This is a genomic window from Lysobacter oculi (assembly GCF_003293695.1).
Classification (GTDB): Bacteria; Pseudomonadota; Gammaproteobacteria; order Xanthomonadales; family Xanthomonadaceae; genus Solilutibacter; species Solilutibacter oculi.
The window spans coordinates 2,198,554-2,216,706 of sequence record NZ_CP029556.1; the positions used below are offsets into that span (position 1 = coordinate 2,198,554).

16 protein-coding genes are annotated in these 18,153 nt (G+C 69.2%); 5 read left to right on the forward strand and 11 right to left on the reverse strand.

Annotation, left to right across the window (positions count from 1 at the left end; translation table 11 throughout):
- Positions 1–4: 4 nt before the first annotated feature.
- The 4 genes from DCD74_RS10620 to ttcA form a co-directional block, all read right to left on the reverse strand.
- On the reverse strand, positions 5–787 hold the full coding sequence (locus tag DCD74_RS10620; protein ID WP_112927284.1) for a M48 family metallopeptidase: 783 nt from the start codon (positions 785–787) through the stop codon (positions 5–7).
- Positions 788–889: 102 nt separating this feature from the next.
- Positions 890–1,195 (reverse strand): hypothetical protein, encoded by a 306-nt coding sequence (locus DCD74_RS10625; protein WP_112927285.1) that lies wholly within the window; start codon positions 1,193–1,195, stop codon positions 890–892.
- 127 nt (positions 1,196–1,322) lie between these two features.
- Complete coding sequence (locus tag DCD74_RS10630; RefSeq protein WP_112927286.1) at positions 1,323–2,234, reverse strand: recombination-associated protein RdgC; 912 nt, start codon at positions 2,232–2,234, stop codon at positions 1,323–1,325.
- A 117-nt stretch (positions 2,235–2,351) separates the two neighbouring features.
- On the reverse strand, positions 2,352–3,272 hold the full coding sequence (gene ttcA / locus DCD74_RS10635; protein WP_112927287.1) for a tRNA 2-thiocytidine(32) synthetase TtcA: 921 nt from the start codon (positions 3,270–3,272) through the stop codon (positions 2,352–2,354).
- 68 nt (positions 3,273–3,340) lie between these two features.
- On the opposite strand from ttcA, the gene DCD74_RS10640 reads away from it, so the two are divergent.
- Positions 3,341–3,562, forward strand: a complete 222-nt coding sequence (locus DCD74_RS10640) for a YdcH family protein (protein ID WP_112927288.1) — start codon at positions 3,341–3,343, stop codon at positions 3,560–3,562.
- Positions 3,563–3,665: 103 nt separating this feature from the next.
- Here the strand turns inward: DCD74_RS10640 and plsB are convergent, their stop codons facing one another.
- The 4 genes from plsB to DCD74_RS10660 form a co-directional block, all read right to left on the reverse strand.
- Entirely contained in the window at positions 3,666–6,380 is a 2,715-nt protein-coding gene (gene plsB / locus DCD74_RS10645; protein ID WP_112927289.1) for a glycerol-3-phosphate 1-O-acyltransferase PlsB, read from the reverse strand.
- Positions 6,381–6,387: 7 nt separating this feature from the next.
- Positions 6,388–7,326 (reverse strand): hypothetical protein, encoded by a 939-nt coding sequence (locus tag DCD74_RS10650; protein ID WP_162615988.1) that lies wholly within the window; start codon positions 7,324–7,326, stop codon positions 6,388–6,390.
- Positions 7,327–7,546: 220 nt separating this feature from the next.
- Positions 7,547–8,479: a 5'-nucleotidase, lipoprotein e(P4) family gene (locus DCD74_RS10655; RefSeq protein ID WP_217424254.1), complete on the reverse strand. Its 933-nt coding sequence runs from the start codon at positions 8,477–8,479 to the stop codon at positions 7,547–7,549.
- Positions 8,480–8,535: 56 nt separating this feature from the next.
- Positions 8,536–10,512, reverse strand: coding sequence for a UvrD-helicase domain-containing protein (locus DCD74_RS10660; RefSeq protein ID WP_112927291.1), 1,977 nt, complete (start codon positions 10,510–10,512; stop codon positions 8,536–8,538).
- A 183-nt stretch (positions 10,513–10,695) separates the two neighbouring features.
- On the opposite strand from DCD74_RS10660, the gene DCD74_RS10665 reads away from it, so the two are divergent.
- Together DCD74_RS10665 and DCD74_RS10670 are read left to right on the forward strand one after the other, a co-directional pair.
- Positions 10,696–11,457 carry an SEL1-like repeat protein gene (locus DCD74_RS10665; protein ID WP_112927292.1) on the forward strand — a complete coding sequence of 254 codons (762 nt, stop codon included), beginning with the start codon at positions 10,696–10,698 and terminating at the stop codon, positions 11,455–11,457.
- Positions 11,458–11,525: 68 nt separating this feature from the next.
- Positions 11,526–12,152, forward strand: coding sequence for a thymidine kinase (locus tag DCD74_RS10670; protein WP_112927293.1), 627 nt, complete (start codon positions 11,526–11,528; stop codon positions 12,150–12,152).
- Here the strand turns inward: DCD74_RS10670 and DCD74_RS10675 are convergent.
- From DCD74_RS10675 to mutM, 3 genes are read right to left on the reverse strand one after another with little or no spacing between them, the layout of a single operon-like run.
- Positions 12,149–15,001, reverse strand: coding sequence for a serine/threonine-protein kinase (locus DCD74_RS10675; protein ID WP_112927294.1), 2,853 nt, complete (start codon positions 14,999–15,001; stop codon positions 12,149–12,151). The two genes, DCD74_RS10670 and DCD74_RS10675, sit on opposite strands and share 4 nt — an antisense overlap.
- Positions 15,001–15,579 carry an ECF-type sigma factor gene (locus DCD74_RS10680; protein ID WP_112927295.1) on the reverse strand — a complete coding sequence of 193 codons (579 nt, stop codon included), beginning with the start codon at positions 15,577–15,579 and terminating at the stop codon, positions 15,001–15,003. Before DCD74_RS10680 ends, DCD74_RS10675 begins: the two co-directional genes overlap by 1 nt.
- A gap of 39 nt (positions 15,580–15,618) precedes the next feature.
- Entirely contained in the window at positions 15,619–16,431 is an 813-nt protein-coding gene (gene mutM / locus DCD74_RS10685; RefSeq protein WP_112927296.1) for a bifunctional DNA-formamidopyrimidine glycosylase/DNA-(apurinic or apyrimidinic site) lyase, read from the reverse strand.
- Between the two features lie 152 nt (positions 16,432–16,583).
- Here mutM and DCD74_RS10690 point away from each other — a divergent pair, with 152 nt between their 5' ends.
- Both DCD74_RS10690 and DCD74_RS10695 read left to right on the forward strand, forming a co-directional pair.
- On the forward strand, positions 16,584–17,777 hold the full coding sequence (locus DCD74_RS10690; RefSeq protein WP_112927297.1) for a DesA family fatty acid desaturase: 1,194 nt from the start codon (positions 16,584–16,586) through the stop codon (positions 17,775–17,777).
- On the forward strand, positions 17,777–18,118 hold the full coding sequence (locus DCD74_RS10695; RefSeq protein WP_112927808.1) for an EF-hand domain-containing protein: 342 nt from the start codon (positions 17,777–17,779) through the stop codon (positions 18,116–18,118). Before DCD74_RS10690 ends, DCD74_RS10695 begins: the two co-directional genes overlap by 1 nt.
- Positions 18,119–18,153 lie beyond the last annotated feature (35 nt).

Consider the following 18,153-nt stretch of genomic DNA (forward strand, 5'->3'; position numbering starts at 1 on the left):
GCGATCAGCCGCAGAGCATCCGCAGCGCGGCTTTCAGGCGGCGGCCTTCGGCGTGCAGGTAGTCGCGTTCGTCGCGCCAGTGCGGACAGCGTGCTTCCACTTCGCGCCAGAACGCGCGCGAATGATCGTGGTGGATCAGGTGGCAGAGCTCGTGCACCAGCACGTATTCGAAGGCGGAAGGCCGCGCCAGCACCAGCGCCAGGTCCAGTGCCATCACGCCCGTCGGTGAGAGCGAGCCCCATTGCGTGCTGGTGCGCTTGAGCACGATGCGCGAAGGCGGCTTCGGCAACGCCGCGGTGTAGGTCGGCAGCCAGCGGGCCAAGTCGGCGCGGGCTTCGGCCTCGTAGAAGTCACGCAGCGCGCGCTGCATGGCCGGCGTCGTGGCCATGCCTAGCCGCAGGCCGCGCACGTCGAAGCGGTAGCCGCCGCCATCGACCGGCTGCACGCGGGTGAGCCGGCCGGCCTGCCACGCCAGCGGATGCGAGGCCCCGCGCAGCGGCAGCGCCGTGCTGGTGCCGGGCGCCAGCGGCGTGGGCAGTTCGGCATGCAGCATCCGCCATTGCGCCTGCAACCAGTCGCGGTGCGCATGGAGGAAGTCGAGCGCCGCGCGTTCACTCGCCCGCGTAGGCAGGGTCAGGCGCGCGCCGCGCTCATCGACCGACAGCTTGATGCGCCGCGCGCGGGGATGCCGGCACATCGACACCTCGATGCGGGTGCCGTCGGCCAGCTGCAGCTCCACCGTGCGGGGATCGCTGACCTGCGGGGCGCGGGTGAAGAGGCGGAGCATCACGCTTTTATACCGGCAGGGAAAGGAGTTCCGGGCGTTTCCGGACCCGGAATGGGAAAGGCCGCCCCAGAGGAGCGGCCTTTCCGGTGCGGAGGGTGACGCTTAACGATGCGCGTGATTCTCCACGCGGCGCAGTTCGTCGACCCGCGACATCTGCGGCAGGTCCTTCCTGGCGAACTGGCCCGACGAGGCCGCGTTCTGCGCGCTGACCTGGAGCGAGAGCTGCACGCGGGCCTCGAACAGCAGGCGCTCACAGATCTTGGCCTGGTATGCGGTGGGCTGCTCGGCCTGGCACTGGCGCGCATATTTCTGGCCGCTGGGCGTCTTGAGGAGGGGCTGCTCGGCGGCTTGCACGGAGGCAGCTGCACACAGCAACAGCACGCTGGAAAGGACGATCAAACGCTTCATGCGGGTCTCCTTGGATCGTGAAGGGACGATCACTCCTGGTACGTGCCACGGCTGCCGATCGTCGCAAACAGCGGGTGTGTTCCCACCCTAGGCAAAACAGGGCGGCGAGGCAACACTGCGGCACGCCTCAGTCGGCGCTGCTCAACTTGAATGCGGCCTCCAGCACCGGGAACAGCCGCTTGAACTCGCCGGCCATCAGCGCGAAGCGGGCATCAAGTTCGGCGCGGATGTCGTCGCGTTCGCTCGATTCCAGTTGCTCCACCGCACCATCGAGCAGCTTGAACTTGCGCAGCACCAGGTCCTCGCCCATCACGAAGCCGACATGGTCGTCGAGCAGCAGCGCCAGGCGCGCGACCTGCTTGCCGGCTTCCAGGTGCGTCTCGATCTCTTCGCCGGCCAGCTCCATGCGCTGCACCTTGACCACCGCGCCGGTGTCAGCGGGGTCGCGCAGTTCGCATTCGTCGCCCAGCGACAGGCCTTCGGGCAGGGCGTCGCCGGCGATCCAGCCGGTCATCACCGAACGCGGCGCGACCTCGGCATTGACCGGCAACGCGGGGAAGCTGCCCAGCGCTTCGCGGATCTGCGAGACCACCGCCTCGGCCACCTTGCGCGACGAGGTGTCGACGACCAGCACGCCATGCTTGAGGTCGATCAGCGCATCGGTGCGCACCGGCCGCACGAAGGCGCGCGGCAGCAGTTCCATCACCAGGTCGTCCTTCATCTGCCGGCGCATCTTGCCGCCGGGACGCCGCGCGTTCTTCTCCTCGTACTCGTCGATCTTCTTCTGCAGCAGGTCGTTGACCACCGACGACGGCAGCAGCTTGTCCTCGCCGCCCACGGTGAGCCAGATCGCGTCATCGATGCGGTGCATCAGCGCGGCCTCATCGCCACCCGCGCGCCCGAACGGCGACACGAAACCGCGGCTGGACAGCTCCATCGGGCCGACCGGATTGAGCGCGGCCTCGGCCAGTTGTGATTCGAGATCGTCGAAGGAGACCGAAGCGGGGAAACGGAACAGGGTCAGGTTGCGGAAGAACATTCAATATCCAAAGTGAAAGTGGGGGTCGCGGATGACTGAGCCTTGCTGCGACACGCCGTGAATCCATCCATGGAGGCTCATTTGCGACATCCATGTCGCGGAAGGTCGCGTCAAGGCTCAGCCATCCACGTCGCTTGAATTGCGACTGCCGGGATCACCCGCCAGCCACGCATGCGCATCCGGCAATGCCGCATCGCCGCGTTTGCCGAGCGCGAGGAAGTCGAACAGCTTCGGATCGCTCAACTGCGACGGGCGGATGTCGCCGAGTGCGCGCGCCATGGTCTCGACGCGGCCGGGTGTTTCGCGTTCCCACTGCTGCAGCATCCGCTTGACCTGCTTACGCTGCAGGTTTTCCTGCGAGCCGCACAGGTTGCACGGGATGATCGGGAAATCCTTCAGCGCCGCGTACTGCTCGATGTCGTCTTCGCGCACATAGGCGAGCGGGCGGATCACGACGTGCTTGCCGTCATCGCTCAACAGCTTGGGCGGCATGCCGCTCAGCTTGGCGTGGAAGAACAGGTTGAGGAAGAAAGTGTTGACCAGGTCGTCGCGATGATGGCCCAGCGCGATCCTGGTGAAGCCGTTTTCCTCGGCATAGGTGTACAACGCGCCGCGCCGGAGCCGCGAGCACAGCGAACACATCGTCTTGCCTTCGGGGATGACCCGCGACACCACCGAATAGGTGTCCTGCTCGATGATGTGGAAGTCGACGCCGAGCGACCTCAGGTAGTCCGGCAGCACGTGCTCGGGGAAGCCGGGCTGCTTCTGGTCCAGGTTGACCGCGGTGATGCTGAACTCCACCGGCGCCTTCTTCTGCAGCTGCAGCAGCACGTCGAGCATGGTGTAGCTGTCCTTGCCGCCGGACAGGCAGACCATGACCTTGTCGCCGTTCTCGATCATCCCGAAATCGGCGATCGCCTTGCCGACCTGGTGGCGCAGGCGCTTGGCCAGTTTGTCGGCCTCGCGCTTGCCCGGGGCGGCCTTCGCGGGCGCGGCGGCGGGCTGCGGTTCGATGAGGGCGAGGGGAATGCTGTTCATCCGCGCATTGTCTCATCCCGCCCGGACCCGCGATGACGCGACGCGCGCGATCAGGCTAAGCTCGGCCCATGAGCCAGCTGACCACCGACCCCGCCGAGATCGCACGGATGGCGCGGCGCGTGCTGGAACTCAAGACCGAACATCGCGACCTGGACGAGGTGATCACCCGCCTGCAGGCCGATGCCGCGCATGACCAGCTGATGGTCTGCCGGCTCAAGAAGCGCAAGCTCAGGCTGAAGGACCAGATCCACTACCTGGAACGGGCGATGACGCCGGACGAACCGGCTTGAGGCATCCCGGTGGATGGACGGCCATTCGTCGGCCCGGCATCCACCATCGCCCAAACAAAAAGCGCCGGATCAACCGGCGCTTCCCGCATCCCGATAAACCGATTTACCCGCCTTCTTCCGGCGCCACGGCAGGTGCGGGTGGCGCCTCCTGCGCAGGCCGCGCCGCCTCCGGGCTGACCTTCTCGATGGTGTGGCGCAGTTCGCGACCCAGGATCACCTTGGCATCGCGCGCCCACTGGTTGAGGCGCTCGTCGAACACCAGCTTGCCCTGCTCGTCGGTCCAGACCAGGCGCATCTCGCGCAGTTTCTGGATGAAGCCGCGGAACAGCGACTTGTCGAAGAACTCCGGCGCGGTCTGCGCGTAGAGCAGCGACAGCCGTTGCGCGGCGAGCTGGCAGAGCGTTTCAAGTTCGCCGGCGCTGAGCACGCCGGGGCCGTTCTTGGCCAGCACGGAAATGGCGATGTAGTAGCGCTCGAAAGCCTGCTGCAGCGGGTGGCCCAGGCCGCGCAGGCGGAACACCTCGTCGGACTGGCCGGCATTGCGGGCAAGGAAGCCGCCTTCGTCGTCGCTGACCTGTTCCAGCAGGCCTTCGCGGACGAAGACATCGGCGGTGCGGTCGATGCGCTCGGCGAATTCCTCCGGCGTCCACGGCAAAAACAGCTCGCCCTGCAGGAACGGATAGACGTTCTCGCCGAGCCGCCTGAGCGTGTTGCGCGACATCCGCCGGTTGTGCAGGAAGCACACCGCGATCCACGCCGAAGCGGTGAACAGGTGCAGCACGTTGTTGCGGAAATACGAGAGCAGCACGGCATTGTCGTCGTCCACGTCCAGCACGTCGCCGAGCGGGTGGCGGGTGCGGTTGAGGACGTTGATCTCCTCGCCGTGCGCGACGATCTGTTCCGGCGTGTGCGGGGTCACGGTGACGCGGTCGGAATACGGCACATCGACCAGCAGCGTCTTCGACAGCGCGATCTGCGCCAGCAGGTCGGCTTCGCCCATCGCGTGCTTGGGCGTGGACAGCAGCGCGAGGGCGAGCAGGTTGATCGGGTTGACGTCGGCGGCGCGGTTCACGTTGACCTGGATCTGCTGGGCCAGCGCGTTGACGGTGCCGGTCAGCCACTCCGGTTTTTCCTCCTCGCCCACCGCCTGGCCGTCCCAGCCGATGGCGTGTTTCGCCAGCACGTGGTTGAGCTCGATCGGCTCGCCGAAGTTCACCACCACCTGGCCGTAGTTGCTGCGCAGCACCTTGGGGATGCCGATCAGCAGCTGCCAGATCGATTCCTTTTCCTTCGGCTTGCCGGTCAGCTCGTCCTGGTAGCTGTTGCCTTCCATGAGCTTCTCGTAGCCGATGTAGATGGGTTGGAACAGCACCGGACGCGTGGGCTGGCGCAGGTAGGCCCGAAGCGTCATCGAGATCATCCCGCCCTTGGGCTGGAGCAGGCGGCCGGTACGCGAACGCCCGCCTTCGATGAAATATTCGACCGAATAACCGCCGGCGATCAGCTGGGCGACGTATTCCGACAGCACCGCCGAATACAGCATGTTGCCGCGGATGGAGCGGCGGATGAAGAACGCGCCGCCCTTGCGCAGCAGGGTACCGATCACCGGCAGGTTGAGGTTGATGCCGGCCACGATGTGCGGCGGCACGATGCCGCGCGTGTAGAGCATGTACGACAGCAGCAGGTAGTCCATATGGCTGCGGTGGCTGGGCACGTAGACCACTTCGTGGCCGGGTGCGGCTTCCTTGAGCTTGTCGAGGTGGTGGACCAGCACGCCGCGGTAGATGCGGTTCCAGACCGGTGTGAGCAGGAAGCTGGCCGAACGCACCACCGGGTGCGAATAGTCGGCGGCGAGTTCCCAGGCGTAGGCGTGGGCTTTCTTCCAGGCGTCCTGCGGCTTGCTGCCGTTGCGGCGGGCCTGGTCGGCGATGGCCTGCTTGACCGGGTCGGCGGCCAGCACGCGGTCGATGAGGAGGCGGCGGGTGGACAGGTCCGGGCCGATCACCGCCGCGCGGATGCGGTGGAAGTGGGTGCGCAGCACGCGCGAGAGCTTGCGCACGGTGCGTTCCGGCGGCAGGCCTTCGTCGACGATGCCGCGCAGCGAGACCGGTGGCGAGAAGCGCACCAGGGTGCCGCGGCCGTTCAGCAGGATGGCCAGCAGGCGGCGGAAGCGCCCGACCAGCGTCCAGTTCTCGGAGAACAGCACCGAGAACCAGCCGCTCTGCTTGTCCGGCGCGCGCCCGACGAAGATCGACACCGGCACCAGCTGCACGTCCAGCGCCGGGTTGTCGCGGTGCGCCTGCAGCAGGCGGGCCAGCGAGCCGGAATGGGTCTTGTGCTCGGCGCCGGGAGCGAGGCCGAGCGCGTTGGCGTGGCGGCGCGACCGCGCGACGTAGGCGCGCTTGCGGCCCAGCGGGTCGCCGGGCAGCGGGTTGAGCGGCGAGGGCAGGCCGGCCTCCTGGCAGGCGCGGTCCAGGATCAGCGCATTGCTGATGCCGTAGTCCTCCAGCACGTAGCAGACCGGGCGGCCGTCATCGAACTGGGCCGGGGTCTGTGGCTCCAGCTTGAGCTCGATCCACGGCTCCAGCACCTTGCCGAGCAGCTTGGCCCAGAGCGGGCGGGAGACGATCAGCGGCGTGCGCGGGCCTGGGGCGGCCGGTGCCGTGGCTTCGGGCGCGTCGGTGACGGCATCGCCGGCGTGGGCGGGGGCATCGGGTGGGCTGGCCGCGGCCGGCGTCTCGCCCGGGGTCGCGGCGGGCTTGGGCGGGTCGGCGGGCGTTTCCGGTTCCGGAAACGGCAGGGGGGTCTGGTTCTGCATCGGCCGATTATCGCCCAGCGGGGCGCGCCGGCTCCGTCACGGGCGGGGCCGCGGCCGGCGAGCCGAGCGAGGCTTCGGCGGCTTTCAGGTAATCGGCCAGGTACCAGCGGCCATCGACCCGCACCGCGTCCACCACGGTTTCGATGTCGTCTTCGGCCACGCTGTAGCGGACCTTCACCGACGCGCGGTCGCCTTCCACCTTCACCGTCTCGGCGCGGACGCTGGCCAGCGCCGCATCCACCCCCAGCCCGTACAGGGCGAGCATCTGCTTGGCGGCGATGTAGAGCGGGACCAGCGCCTTCAGGCTGGCGTCCATGCCGAGGCGGCTGAAGTCCTCGTTGCCGTGCAGGCCGGTGCGCGCGGCGCCGGTGACCAGCAGATGGATGCTCTCGCGGCCGCGGCCGGGGTCTCCGAGCGGGGCGTGCTGGGCCCAGTCGGACACGGCTTCGATCAACGCGACGTAATGCTGGCGCTGCTGGGCGTTGTACTGGCCTTCGCGGGCCAGGTACTGCTTGCCGAACAGGCCCAGGCCACGGGCGGCTTCCTGCAGGGCGCGGGTCTGGCCGGCCAGCTGCTGGCGGTGGCGGGCCTGCAGCTTGCGTTCGGCGTCTTTCGCGGTGAGCGCCTGCAGCATGCCGGGGATGCTGTCGTCCAGCGGCAGCTCGCTCAGCGGCCAGCGCGAGTCTCCGGCCCGCCAGCCCGCTTCCACCCGCGCATGCAGCGCCGGCGGCAGGGTGCTGCGGGCGACATCGGCCAGTGCGTTGCGGCGCAGGTGGGCGATGGGGTCCTGGATGGCGCCGGCCGGCGTGGCCGCGCCGTGCGGGGCGACGGCATCGGGCGTGCCCGCCAGCGGCGCCGTGGAGGGCGTGGGCGAACAGGCCAGCAGCAGGAGGCCGGCGAGCAGGCCCGTCAGGACCCGCCAGCTGGACGGGTAGCTCGATCGCATGTGGTGATGGATGCCTGAAACCCCTTCGTCGCATCTTGACCGCGCGGCCGCCGGGGCGGCAAGGGGCGTGGGTCAAGGAAACGGGCAAAAAAAAAGGAGACCGGAGTCTCCTTTCATAAATCCGGCAGGGCCGGAGGACAGTGTTGTGGCGGGGCCAGCTTAGTCGCCCCGCCAACTTTATGCAACACGTGAGGTTTCATCCTCCAAACTATTGATTTGATTAACGATCAAGCCGCAGCGCCGCGCGCTTGGAGGCCCGTCGCGCCTCCACCGGCTGTGCCCATTCGTTGTTGAACAGGGCTGGTTCCCAGCTGCCGTAGGTCGGGTTGGGCAGCATCCACCAGCGCTGGCCCCACCAGCCGGCGTACTTGGCGGAGAGGTCGGCGCGCGCCTCGGGGGTGTTGGCGAGGATCTGCACGAAGTCGCCCAGCTGGTCGCCGAACTGCATCAGCACGCGGTACTTCTGCCCGGCCAGCTTGCGGCGGCAGAGCTTTTCGCTGCCGTTCTGCTCGCAGTCGGCCACGAAGGTGCCCAGGCCGAGGAAGACCTCGTCGTTCTTCACCGGCAGGCCGGCCTCGCGCAGGTTGGCGAGCGTGGCCGCCTGCAGGTGTTCGGCGCGGTTGGAGATGTAAAGCACGGTGATGCCCTTGGCCTCCGCCGCCTTGGCGAACGCGACCACGCCGGGCACCGGCCTGGCTTTCTTCTCCGCGACCCACTGGTCCCAGGTCAGGTCCTCGAATTCCTTGCCGTCGGCGATCAGCCGCGCCTGGTAGGGCGAGTTGTCCAGCACGGTTTCGTCCACATCCATCACCACCGCCGGCGGCAGCTTGGCCTTGGCGGCGGACTGCTCGCCTTCGGCCAGCGCGCTTTCGCCCGACTTCAGCGCCGCGTCCAGGTGCGCGGTGGCGGCGGTGTAGATCGTGGTGGTGACCGCCGCGTATTCCGCCGAACGCTGCACCCAGGCCACGGCGTTGAGGTTGTCGTGGGCGTCACTGGCGGCCGGCTTGCCCGCCTTCGGTGCATCCGCGGTGGCGGCAGGCGTGGCGGTGGCGGCATCGGCGGGCTTGGCCGGGGCCTGCGGCGCGGTGGGCTTGCAGGCGGCCAGCAGCAGCGCGGCGGCCAGCATCGACATCATCGGGGTTGAAGTGCGCATCGGGGTGTCGCGTGGGGAAAGCGCCGAGTCTAGCGAAGGCGGGTGGCGGCCGCCCTTCAGTCGCCGAGCATGGCCTGGATGTCGGCGAAGCTGGCCTTGGCGCGGGCCTGCTTGCGTTCGGCGTCGGCGACCGGGTCGGCGCCGTCGCGCTGCAGTTCGCCGGCGGGGAGTTCGTCGAAGAAGCGCGAAGGCGAGAGTTTCACCACGCTGCCCCAGCGTGAGGCGCGCGCCGAATGCGACAGCCACAGCTGTTCCTTGGCGCGGGTGATGCCGACGTAGAGCAGGCGGCGTTCCTCGTCGAGGCGGCCTTCGTCCAGACTGGCTTCGTGCGGCAGGGTGCCGTCTTCCATACCGACGATGAAGACGAAGCGGAACTCCAGCCCCTTCGCCGCGTGCAGGCTCATCAGCCGGACCTGGTTGCCGGCATCGTCGCGGTCGCTGCGCGAGACCAGGGCCAGCTGTGCGGCCAGGTCACCGACGCCCGAACCACGCGCGCCTTCGAACCATTGCGCCAGCTCCTCCAGGTTGCCGCGGCGGATCTGGTAGAGCTGCTCGGTCTTGCACTGGGCGCGGATCGCCGCATCCATGCCGGACTTCAGCGCCAGGCTGCGGACGAGGTCGGCGGCGCTGGACTCGCGCGCCTCGCGGCGCAGCGCGTGGACGATGTCGGTGAAGCCATGCAGCGCGTTGGACGCACGCGGCGGCAGCTGCTTGAGCAGGCCGACCGACTCCGCCGCCCGCGACATCGGCAGGTGAGCCTCGCGGGCGAGTTCGGCCAGTTTCGCCAGCGTGGTCTGGCCGACTTCGCGCTTCGGCGACTGCACCGCGCGCAGGAAGGCGGAATCGTCTTCCGGATTCACCAGCAGGCGCAGCCAGGCCAGCGCGTCCTTCACTTCCGCGCGTTCAAGAAAAGCCGTGCCGCCGGACAGGTGATAGGGGATGCGCAGCAGCTGCAGCGATTTCTCCAGCGCGCGCGACTGGTGGTTGCCGCGGAACAGGATGCAGAAGTCGCTCCACGGCGCGTTCTTGCTGCTGTGCTGGAACTGGATCTCGGCGGCGACCTTCTCCGCCTCGTGCTCGCTGTCGCGGCATTCCCAGACGCGGATGCGTTCGCCGTCGGCGGCATCGCTCCAGAGCGTCTTCAGGTGTTCGTGCGGGTTGTGCGCGATGAGCTGGTTGGCCGCGCGCAGCACGCGGTTGCTGCAGCGGTAGTTCTGTTCCAGCTTGACGATGGTCAGCGCCGGATAGTCGCGCGCCATCTGCATCAGGTTTTCGGGATTGGCGCCGCGCCATGCATAGATGGACTGGTCGTCGTCGCCGACGCAGGTGAACTGGCCGGCCTCGCCCGCCAGCGCCTTCAGCAGGCGGTACTGCGCGTCGTTGCTGTCCTGGCATTCGTCCACCAGCAGGTAGCCGATGCGCTCGCGCCAGGCGTCGCGCGCTTCCGCATCGTCTTCGAGCAACTGCACCGGCAGGCGGATGAGGTCGTCGAAATCGACCGCGTTGAAACTCGCCAGCCGCGCCTGGTATTTGGCATAGAGGCGGGCGGCTTCCAGTTCGCGGGTGCTGCGGGCGGCTTCCAGCGCCTGTTCGGGTGACAGGCCGGCGTTCTTGGCGCGCGAGATCAGTGATTGCGCCGCCTGCACCGCGTCGGGCTTGGCGCCGGCCATCAGGTCCTTGATCTGGCCGCTGGCGTCATCGGCATCGAACACCGAAAAGCCGCGTTTGAGGCCGAGCTTGGCGCATTCGATCTGCACGATCTTCAGGCCGAGCGCGTGGAAGGTGCAGATGGTCAGCCCTTCGCCGGCGTCGCCCTTGATCCGCCGCGCGACGCGCTCACGCATCTCCTTCGCCGACTTGTTGGTGAAGGTGATCGCGGCGATACGCCGTGCCGGGTAGCGCCCGGTCGAAACCAGCTGCGCGATCTTCTCCACGATCACCCGCGTCTTGCCGCTGCCCGCGCCGGCCAGCACCAGCAGCGGGCCTTCCGTGTGCAGGACGGCCTGCTGTTGCGGGGGGTTGAGGCCGTGCATGCGCGGGTCGCGGGTCCGGGGCGAGGGGGCGCCATTCTGACAGCAATCCCTGCCCCGGCCCGACCGCGGGGCATGACCACCGGCAGGTCCGCGTGGCGTGATGGAAGGGTAGAGTCCGCGCCGGATGGGAATCGCGCCCGGTGGGTCTGTTTAGGCTCCGGCGCATCGACACATGGAGCGGCAATGAAGAAGACGGGTCTGGCCTTGGCCATCGTGGCGATGATGCTCGCGCTGCCGCTGCACGCGCAGGAAAAGAAGGCGCGCTGGGAGCCGACCGCGCGGCAGCAGGAAGTGCTGTCCAGCCATTCGTTCCTGGAGGCGCATCCGGACATGCTCAACCGCGCCCGCGCGATGGAAGAGCTCAAGCGCGGCGATGACACCCGTGCCGCCGCCTATTTCCGCCGAGCCGCGCGCTATGCCGACAAGGCCTCGCAGGCGGGGTACGCCGAGATGCTGTGGGAAGGCCGTGGCGTGGAGCGCGACCGCGCGCTGGCCTACGCCTGGATGGACCTGGCCGCCGAGCGCGGCTACGAACTCTTCCTCGCCTTCCGCGAGCGCTACTGGGGCGAGTTGGGCGAAGCCGAGCGCGTGCGCGCGGTGGAGGTCGGCCAGCAGGTCTATGCCGAATTCGGCGACGCGGTGGCCAAGCCGCGGCTGGAAGCGGTGATGCGCCGCGCCTCGCGCAACATCACCGGCAGCCGCACCGGCGCGGTCGGTGCGCTGAAGATCGTCATCCCCGGCCCGGGCGGCGGCACCGTCATCGACGGCACCGAGTTCTACGACAAGCAATTCTGGGAACCGAAGCGCTACTGGCAGTGGCAGGCCGCGGTGATGGACGGAGTAAAGGAAGGGCGGGTCATCGTCGGCGACCTGCACCGGAAACCCGACGAGGCCGGTGATGCCGCCAAGGACAAGGCCAAACCCGAAGGCGACAAGGGCGACTGACCGTGGCGCCGGCCGCGCCTGTGGCGCGGCCCGGGCGCCCGCCCCTGCCGGATCGCTAAAATCCGCGCATGGCCAAGCTCTACTTCTACTACTCGGCAATGAATGCCGGTAAGACCACCACGCTGCTGCAGTCCGCGCACAACTACCGCGAGCGCGGGATGCGCGTGGCGATCCTCACGCCGTCGCTGGATGACCGCGCCGGCAGCGGCACGGTGGCTTCGCGGATCGGCCTGCAGGCGGAGGCGACCCGCTTCGAGCGCGACGACAACCTGCAGCGGATGATCGAAGCCGACATCGCCACCCATGGCCCACTGAATTGCGTGCTGGTGGACGAGGCGCAGTTCCTCGCCAAGCCGCAGGTCTGGCAGCTGTCGGAAGTGGTCGATGCGTTGCGCATCCCGGTGCTCTGCTATGGCCTGCGCACGGATTTCCGCGGCGAACTGTTCGAGGGCAGCGCGGCGTTGCTGGCCTGGGCCGACGAGCTGCAGGAGATCAAGACCATCTGCCACACCGGCAGCAAGGCGACGATGACCGTACGGGTGGACGAAGCCGGGCGCGCGCTGGCCGCCGGCCCGCAGGTGGAGATCGGCGGCAACGACCGCTACGTGTCGGTGAGCCGCCGCGAGTTCAAGAAAGTGATGCGCGGCGAAGGCGAGATCGCGCCGCTGCAGCCGTCGCTGCCGCTCGGCGACTAGACCGCACGGGGCCGGGGAGCGGCCGGCGCCCGGGCCGGCGAAGGCGTGACTGCCGTCGCCACCGGCACGCGTTGCGAACAGGCATGGCGCGCCGCCTGCACCTGCCGCAGCAGCACGCCGCCCTGCGGCCGGCTGCCGGTAAGTGATTCCTCCAGTGTGGTGAAGTCGGCGAGGCCGCGTGCGGGGTCGTCGCGGCAGTGCGCATCGGCCAGCCAGAGTTGCGCGCGCATCAGCTGCTGCAGGCTGCGATGGTCGCTGGCCGGCGTGCGGGCGATGGCCTCCAGCGTGGCGAAGGCTTCGGCGCGGTTTTCCGGCGTGCTGGCTTCGTCTTCCAGCACCAGCCGCGCTTCCAGTCCGCGCAGTTCATCCAGCGCCGGCGATGCCCGGCGTGCGGCACGCACTTCCGTCAGCGCCTCGCCGGCTTCGTCCTGCTGCAGGCGGGCCTCGGCCTGCAGGCGCCACCAGTCCGCGTTCGGCTGCGGGCGCAGGCCACGGATGTCGTTCAGCACGCGCAACGCGACCTGCGCACGCCGCGCTTCGATCAACACCGCGGCGTCGCGCTGCAGGGTATCGGCCAGTGCCGGCTGGCTCTTGGCATCGCGTTCGATGCGGGCGGCGCGCAGGAATTGGTCATGCGCCCGGTCGAGTTCACCCAGCTGGTGCGAGACCTGGCCCAGCGCGTCCCAGGCGGCGGCGGCCTCCACGCTGTTTTCGCCATAACGCTGCAGCACCAGCGGCTGGTTGGCGAGCAGCTGGCGCTGCGCTTCCTCCAGTTCGCCGTTCTCGACCAGCAACAGCGCGTGCTGGCGGCGCAACGCCAGCGTGGCCGGATGATTCGGGCCCTGCAGGTCGTCGGACAGCAGCAGCGCCTCGCCCCAGGACTGCGATGCGCTGCGGGTCTGGCCCAGCTGCTGCTGCGCCGCGCCGATGGAACGCAGGATGTCGATGGCCAGCGGATGTCGCGGCCCGGCGATCTTGCGCAGCTGTGCCAGCGCGCCTTCGAAACCGCGCAGCGCCTGCGCGGCGTCGCCGGCATCGACCGACAGCGCGGCCAGGTCGGTGAGGTTCTCGACCACGCCGATGTCATCGCCCAATGCACTGCGGCGCAGCGACAGCGAGCGTTCGAACAGCCCGCGCGCGGCATCGCGTTCGCCGATGGCGCGCCGGCAACGCGCCAGCTGCGAGTAGTAGTCGGCGACCAGCGCGGGCAGCTGCGCCTGCGCGCGCAGGGCCTGCGCCTGCAGCGGCGACAGGCTGGCGATGCAGCCGTGCACGTCGCCACGCAGGCGCTGCACGCGGCCGCGCTGGGTGGTGGCTTCCAGCTGCAGGCCGGGCGAGGCGTCGGGCAGGGTGGCCAGCAGGCCCTGCTGGCGGCGCAGCAGCATCCATGCCTCGTCGTACTGGCCGAGCGCGATGCGGATGCGCGCGATCACCCCGAGCAGCTCCGCATGCGCGCGCGGCTGCAGCGCCAGTTCGCGATCACCGCGCAGCTCGCCGGCATCGATCAGCGTCTCCACATCCAGCGGCTTGCCGGTACGCGCCACGCCCGCGTTTTCGAACAGGCCGATGACGAAGGTCTGCAAGGCCTGCGCGCGCGCGGTCTCGCGCACCGCCTGCTGGCGCTGCCACCAGGTGAAGCCGAGCAGCCCGATCAGCGTGAGTGCCGCGGCCAGCGTCAGCCCGATCGGCCAGCGATGGCGGCGCAGGAACTTGCGGCTGCGGTAGGCCAGGCTCTGCGGACGCGCCAGCACCGGCAGGCCGTCCAGATGGCGCTGGATGTCGAGCGAGAGCGCCTCCGCCGAGGGATAGCGTTCGGGCGGGCGCTTGGACAGCGCCTTCAGCACGATGTTGTCGAGGTCGCCGACCAGCATCTTCGACCAGCGCCTGCGGTCGATGCCCGGCACCGCCTCGTCCTCGCCGCCGCGCACCACCGCGACCGAGGGCCGCTGCGGATCGCCGGCCAGGATCGCCTCCTCCCACTGCGCGCTAGTCTCGCGCTTGAGGCGGTACGGCTTGCCGCCGGTCAGGAGTTCGTACATCACCACGCCCAGCGAATAGACGTCGGTCTGCGTGGTGACCGGCTCGCCGCGGATCTGTTCCGGCGCCGCGTAGTGCAGGGTGAAACTGCGCACACCGGTGCGGGTGGCTTCCGGCGGGTCGGCGGGATTGCCGTCGAGCAGCTTGGCGATGCCGAAGTCGAGCAGGCGCACCTCGCCTTCGGGCGTGACCAGGATGTTGGACGGCTTGAGGTCGCGATGGACGACCAGGTTGGCGTGCGCGTGGGTCACCGCCTCGCAGACCTGCTGGAACAGTTCCAGCCGCGGGCGCAGGCCGAGGCCGCGTGTGCGGCAGTAGTCGAGGATGCCTTCGCCCTCCACTTCCTCCAGCGCGAGGTAGGGCTGGCCGTTGCCGCTGATGCCGGCGTCGAGCAGGCGCGCGATGTGCGGATGGGCGAGGCGGGCCAGGATCTGCCGCTCGCGGGTGAAGCGCAGGCGCAGGTTGGGATCGGCCAGGCCGGGACGCAGGAGCTTCAGCGCGACGCGGCGTTCGTACAGGCCGTCGGCGCGCTCGGCCACCCAGACCTGGCCCATGCCGCCTTCGCCCAGCAGGCGTTCAAGCCGGTACGGCCCGACCTGTTCGCCCTCGCGCGGGCCGGGCGGCGCGGTGACCAGCGGCGTGTCCAGCAGCGAGCCTTCGGTGTCTTCCTGCGCCAGCAATTCCTGCAGGTCGCGCGCGAAGCCGGCATCTTCCGTCGCGTGTTGTTGAAGCCGCGCCGCACGCGCGTCGGCATCGAGTTCCAGCAGTTCGTCCAGCGCCTGCGACAGCCGCTGCCAGCGCGTGCGGTCCATCACTCGCCCTGCAGCATGCGCAGCAGGAACATCCGCGCCTTCTGCCAGTCGCGGCGCACGCTGCGCTCGGAACGGTCGCTGAGTTCGGCGATCTGCAGTTCCGACAGGCCGGCGAAGTAGCGCAGCTCCACCACCCGGGCGAGCTGCGGGTCGATTTCGTTCAACTGGGTCAACGCACTGTCGAGCGAGAGCAGGTCTTCGTCGAGGCGGATGCCGTCGTTGATGTTGTCCGGCAGGTCGGCGACGCGCTGCACGGTGTCGCCGCCGCCGCGCTTGATCGCCAGCCGCGCACGCGCGTGATCCACCACCACGCTGCGCATCGCGCTGGCGGCGTAGGCGAAGAAGGCGGCGCGGTCGGAGAATTCCACATCCTCCTGGCCGACCAGCCGCAGATAGGCCTCGTGGACCAGCGCGGTGGCGTCGAGCGTGTCTTCGTTGCCGCCGCCGAGCTGGCGCTTGGCCATGGCGTGCAGTTCGCCGTAGAGCGCCTGCAGCACGCGGTCGAGTGCCGCGCGATCGCCGCCACGGGCTTCATCGAGCCATTGGGTGATGCCGTCGCGGGGCGTGCGTGCTTGCATGGGGCGAGGATAGCCGAGCGTGGCTGAGCGCAGTCCGCCTCAGCGCTGGCAGCGGGGACACCAGACGCTGGCGCGTTGGCCGATGCGGGCTACCTTCAATGTCGCGCCGCAGCGTTTGCAGGGCTCGCCGCCGCGCCCGTAGACGAGCAGTTCCTGCTCGAAATAGCCGGGCAGGCCGTCGGGGCTGATGAAGTCGCGCAAGGTGGTGCCGCCGCGTTCGATGGCATGGGCGAGGATGCGCTTCACCGCTTCGGCCAGTGTGGCGTAGCGTTCGCGGCTGATCTTGCCGGCCTCGCGCAGCGGGTGGATGCCGGCTTCGAACAGCGCTTCGGCGGCGTAGATGTTGCCCACGCCGACCACCACCGCCTGGTCCATCAGGAAAGTCTTGATCGGCGCGCGGCGGCCGCGCGACAGCGCGAACAGATGGCCGCCGTCGAAGCCGTCGTCGAGCGGCTCGGGGCCGAGTCCGCGCAGCAGTGCGTGGGTCTCGCCCGGCGGCTGCCAGAGCAGCGAGCCGAAGCGGCGGGGGTCGTTGAAGCGCAGCAGCCGGCCGTCGTCCAGCACGACATCGACATGGTCGTGCGCGCGCACCGGCACGTCGGCCTCCAGCACGCGCAGCGAACCCGACATGCCCAGGTGCCAGAGGGCGCTGCCGGCGCCGGTGTCGAGCAGCAGGTATTTGGCGCGGCGGCGGATCGCGGCGATCTGCTCGCCGACCAGCCGCGCGGAGACCTCCGGCGGAATCGGCCAGCGCAACGTGTCGCGGCGCAGGGTCACGGCCTCGATGCGGCGGCCGACGAGATGCGGCGCCAGTCCGCGGCGGGTGGTTTCGACTTCGGGCAGCTCGGGCATGGGGTGGATATGGGGATGGAGGCGCGTGCGGGAAAGGCGCGCGAAACCGGCCCGCGGATGAATTCCGTACGGCTGCGTCTGGTGACGTCGCCGGAACCCGCCCCCATCATGACCGGGCGTCGTCCGACGCGACATCCCACGACAAAACCCCCATGTCTTCTTCGATCCTCGATTTCCTCGCCGGCGGCCTGACCCAGGCCGGCTGGGGCACGCTCGCCCTGTACCTGCTGCTGGCCACCCAGCTGACCATCTTCTCGGTCACGCTCTACCTGCACCGCTCGCTGGCGCACCGCGGCGTGGATTTCCACCCCGCCATCGCCCATGTGTTCCGCTTCTGGACCTGGCTCACCACCTCGATGATCGCGCGCGAATGGGCGGCCATCCATCGCAAGCACCACGCCAAGTGCGAGACCGAGGAAGACCCCCACAGCCCGATGTTCAAGGGCATCGGCAACGTGTTCTGGCGCGGCGTCGAGCTCTACCGCGAGGCGCGCCGCGACCGCGCCAGCATCGACCAGTACGGCAAGGGCTGCCCGGACGATTTCATCGAGCGCAGGCTCTATACCCGCTTCGCGACGATGGGCCCGGTGGTGCTGCTGGTGGTGCTGTCCGCGCTGTTCGGCTTCAAGGGCGTGGCCGCGTGGGCGATCCAGATGGCGTGGATCCCGTTCTGGGCGGCCGGCGTGGTCAACGGCCTGGGCCACTGGTGGGGCTACCGCAATTTCGAGACCCACGACACCGCGACCAACCTGTCGCCGTGGGGCGTGTGGATCGGCGGCGAGGAGCTGCACAACAACCACCATGCGTTCCCGTCGTCGGCCAAGTTCGCGCTGCGCAAGTGGGAGTTCGACATCGGCTGGGCGGCGATCCGTGGCCTCAAGACCCTGCGCCTGGCCAAGGTGCTGCGCGTCGCGCCCTCGCTCGACGTCCGCCCCAACATCCCGATGCCCGACATGGAAACGATGAAGGCGCTGCTGGCCCACCGTTTCCAGGCCATGACCGATTTCCACCGCCGCGTGCTCAAGCCGGCGCTCCGCGAGGAAGTGGACACGCACGGCCTGGGCAAGCTGCCGCGCCGCCTGCGCAAGGGGCTGGTCGATGACGGCCGCTGGCTGTCGCCGGAATCGCGCGCGCAGATGCAGGCCTGGGTGGCGCGCTCGCCGCGGATGCAGGCGCTGGTCGAGCATCGCCGCCGGCTGGCCGCGGTGCTGGAAGCACGTTCGGCCAACGCGCAGGATTCCCTGCAACGCCTGCAGGCCTGGTGCCAGGAGGCCGAAGCCAGCGGCATCCGCTCGCTGCAGGAATTCGCCCAGCGCCTGCGCGGCTACGCGCTGCAGCCGGCGTGATGCGCGCGCTCGCGGCCTGCGCGGTGCTGATGGCGATGTCGCTGCCGGCCGGCGCGGCGTGGGCGCAGGCGAAGTCGCCGGCCGAATACCTCTCGCGCATCGACACCAGCGGCGACCAGCGGGTGTCTATGGAGGAATACGTCGCGTGGATGAGCTTCGGTTTCGAGGCGATGGACCGCAACCGTGACGGCGTGCTGCAGCCGCAGGAGCAGCCGGGCGGGCGCGGGCCGGTGCTCACCCGCGTCGCCCATCGCGCCAACCTGACCGAGCGTTTCCGCCGCCAGGACAGCAACCGCGACGGCTATCTGGATGCGAAGGAACTGGCCGCGCCGCCGCGCTGACGCCGCCGCCTCGTCCATCCTCCACAAAGAAAAAC

Excerpts from the sequence above, each read along its gene's own strand:
- DCD74_RS10620 (WP_112927284.1), bottom strand. The coding sequence starts at position 787 with ATGCTCCGCCTCTTCACCCGCGCCCCGCAGGTCAGCGATCCCCGCACG.
- DCD74_RS10625 (WP_112927285.1), bottom strand. The coding sequence starts at position 1,195 with ATGAAGCGTTTGATCGTCCTTTCCAGCGTGCTGTTGCTGTGTGCAGCT.
- DCD74_RS10630 (WP_112927286.1), bottom strand. The coding sequence starts at position 2,234 with ATGTTCTTCCGCAACCTGACCCTGTTCCGTTTCCCCGCTTCGGTCTCC.
- ttcA (WP_112927287.1), bottom strand. The coding sequence starts at position 3,272 with ATGAACAGCATTCCCCTCGCCCTCATCGAACCGCAGCCCGCCGCCGCG.
- DCD74_RS10640 (WP_112927288.1), top strand. The coding sequence starts at position 3,341 with ATGAGCCAGCTGACCACCGACCCCGCCGAGATCGCACGGATGGCGCGG.
- plsB (WP_112927289.1), bottom strand. The coding sequence starts at position 6,380 with ATGCAGAACCAGACCCCCCTGCCGTTTCCGGAACCGGAAACGCCCGCC.
- DCD74_RS10650 (WP_162615988.1), bottom strand. The coding sequence starts at position 7,326 with ATGCGATCGAGCTACCCGTCCAGCTGGCGGGTCCTGACGGGCCTGCTC.
- DCD74_RS10655 (WP_217424254.1), bottom strand. The coding sequence starts at position 8,479 with ATGCGCACTTCAACCCCGATGATGTCGATGCTGGCCGCCGCGCTGCTG.
- DCD74_RS10660 (WP_112927291.1), bottom strand. The coding sequence starts at position 10,512 with ATGCACGGCCTCAACCCCCCGCAACAGCAGGCCGTCCTGCACACGGAA.
- DCD74_RS10665 (WP_112927292.1), top strand. The coding sequence starts at position 10,696 with ATGAAGAAGACGGGTCTGGCCTTGGCCATCGTGGCGATGATGCTCGCG.
- DCD74_RS10670 (WP_112927293.1), top strand. The coding sequence starts at position 11,526 with ATGGCCAAGCTCTACTTCTACTACTCGGCAATGAATGCCGGTAAGACC.
- DCD74_RS10675 (WP_112927294.1), bottom strand. The coding sequence starts at position 15,001 with ATGGACCGCACGCGCTGGCAGCGGCTGTCGCAGGCGCTGGACGAACTG.
- DCD74_RS10680 (WP_112927295.1), bottom strand. The coding sequence starts at position 15,579 with ATGCAAGCACGCACGCCCCGCGACGGCATCACCCAATGGCTCGATGAA.
- mutM (WP_112927296.1), bottom strand. The coding sequence starts at position 16,431 with ATGCCCGAGCTGCCCGAAGTCGAAACCACCCGCCGCGGACTGGCGCCG.
- DCD74_RS10690 (WP_112927297.1), top strand. The coding sequence starts at position 16,584 with ATGTCTTCTTCGATCCTCGATTTCCTCGCCGGCGGCCTGACCCAGGCC.
- DCD74_RS10695 (WP_112927808.1), top strand. The coding sequence starts at position 17,777 with ATGCGCGCGCTCGCGGCCTGCGCGGTGCTGATGGCGATGTCGCTGCCG.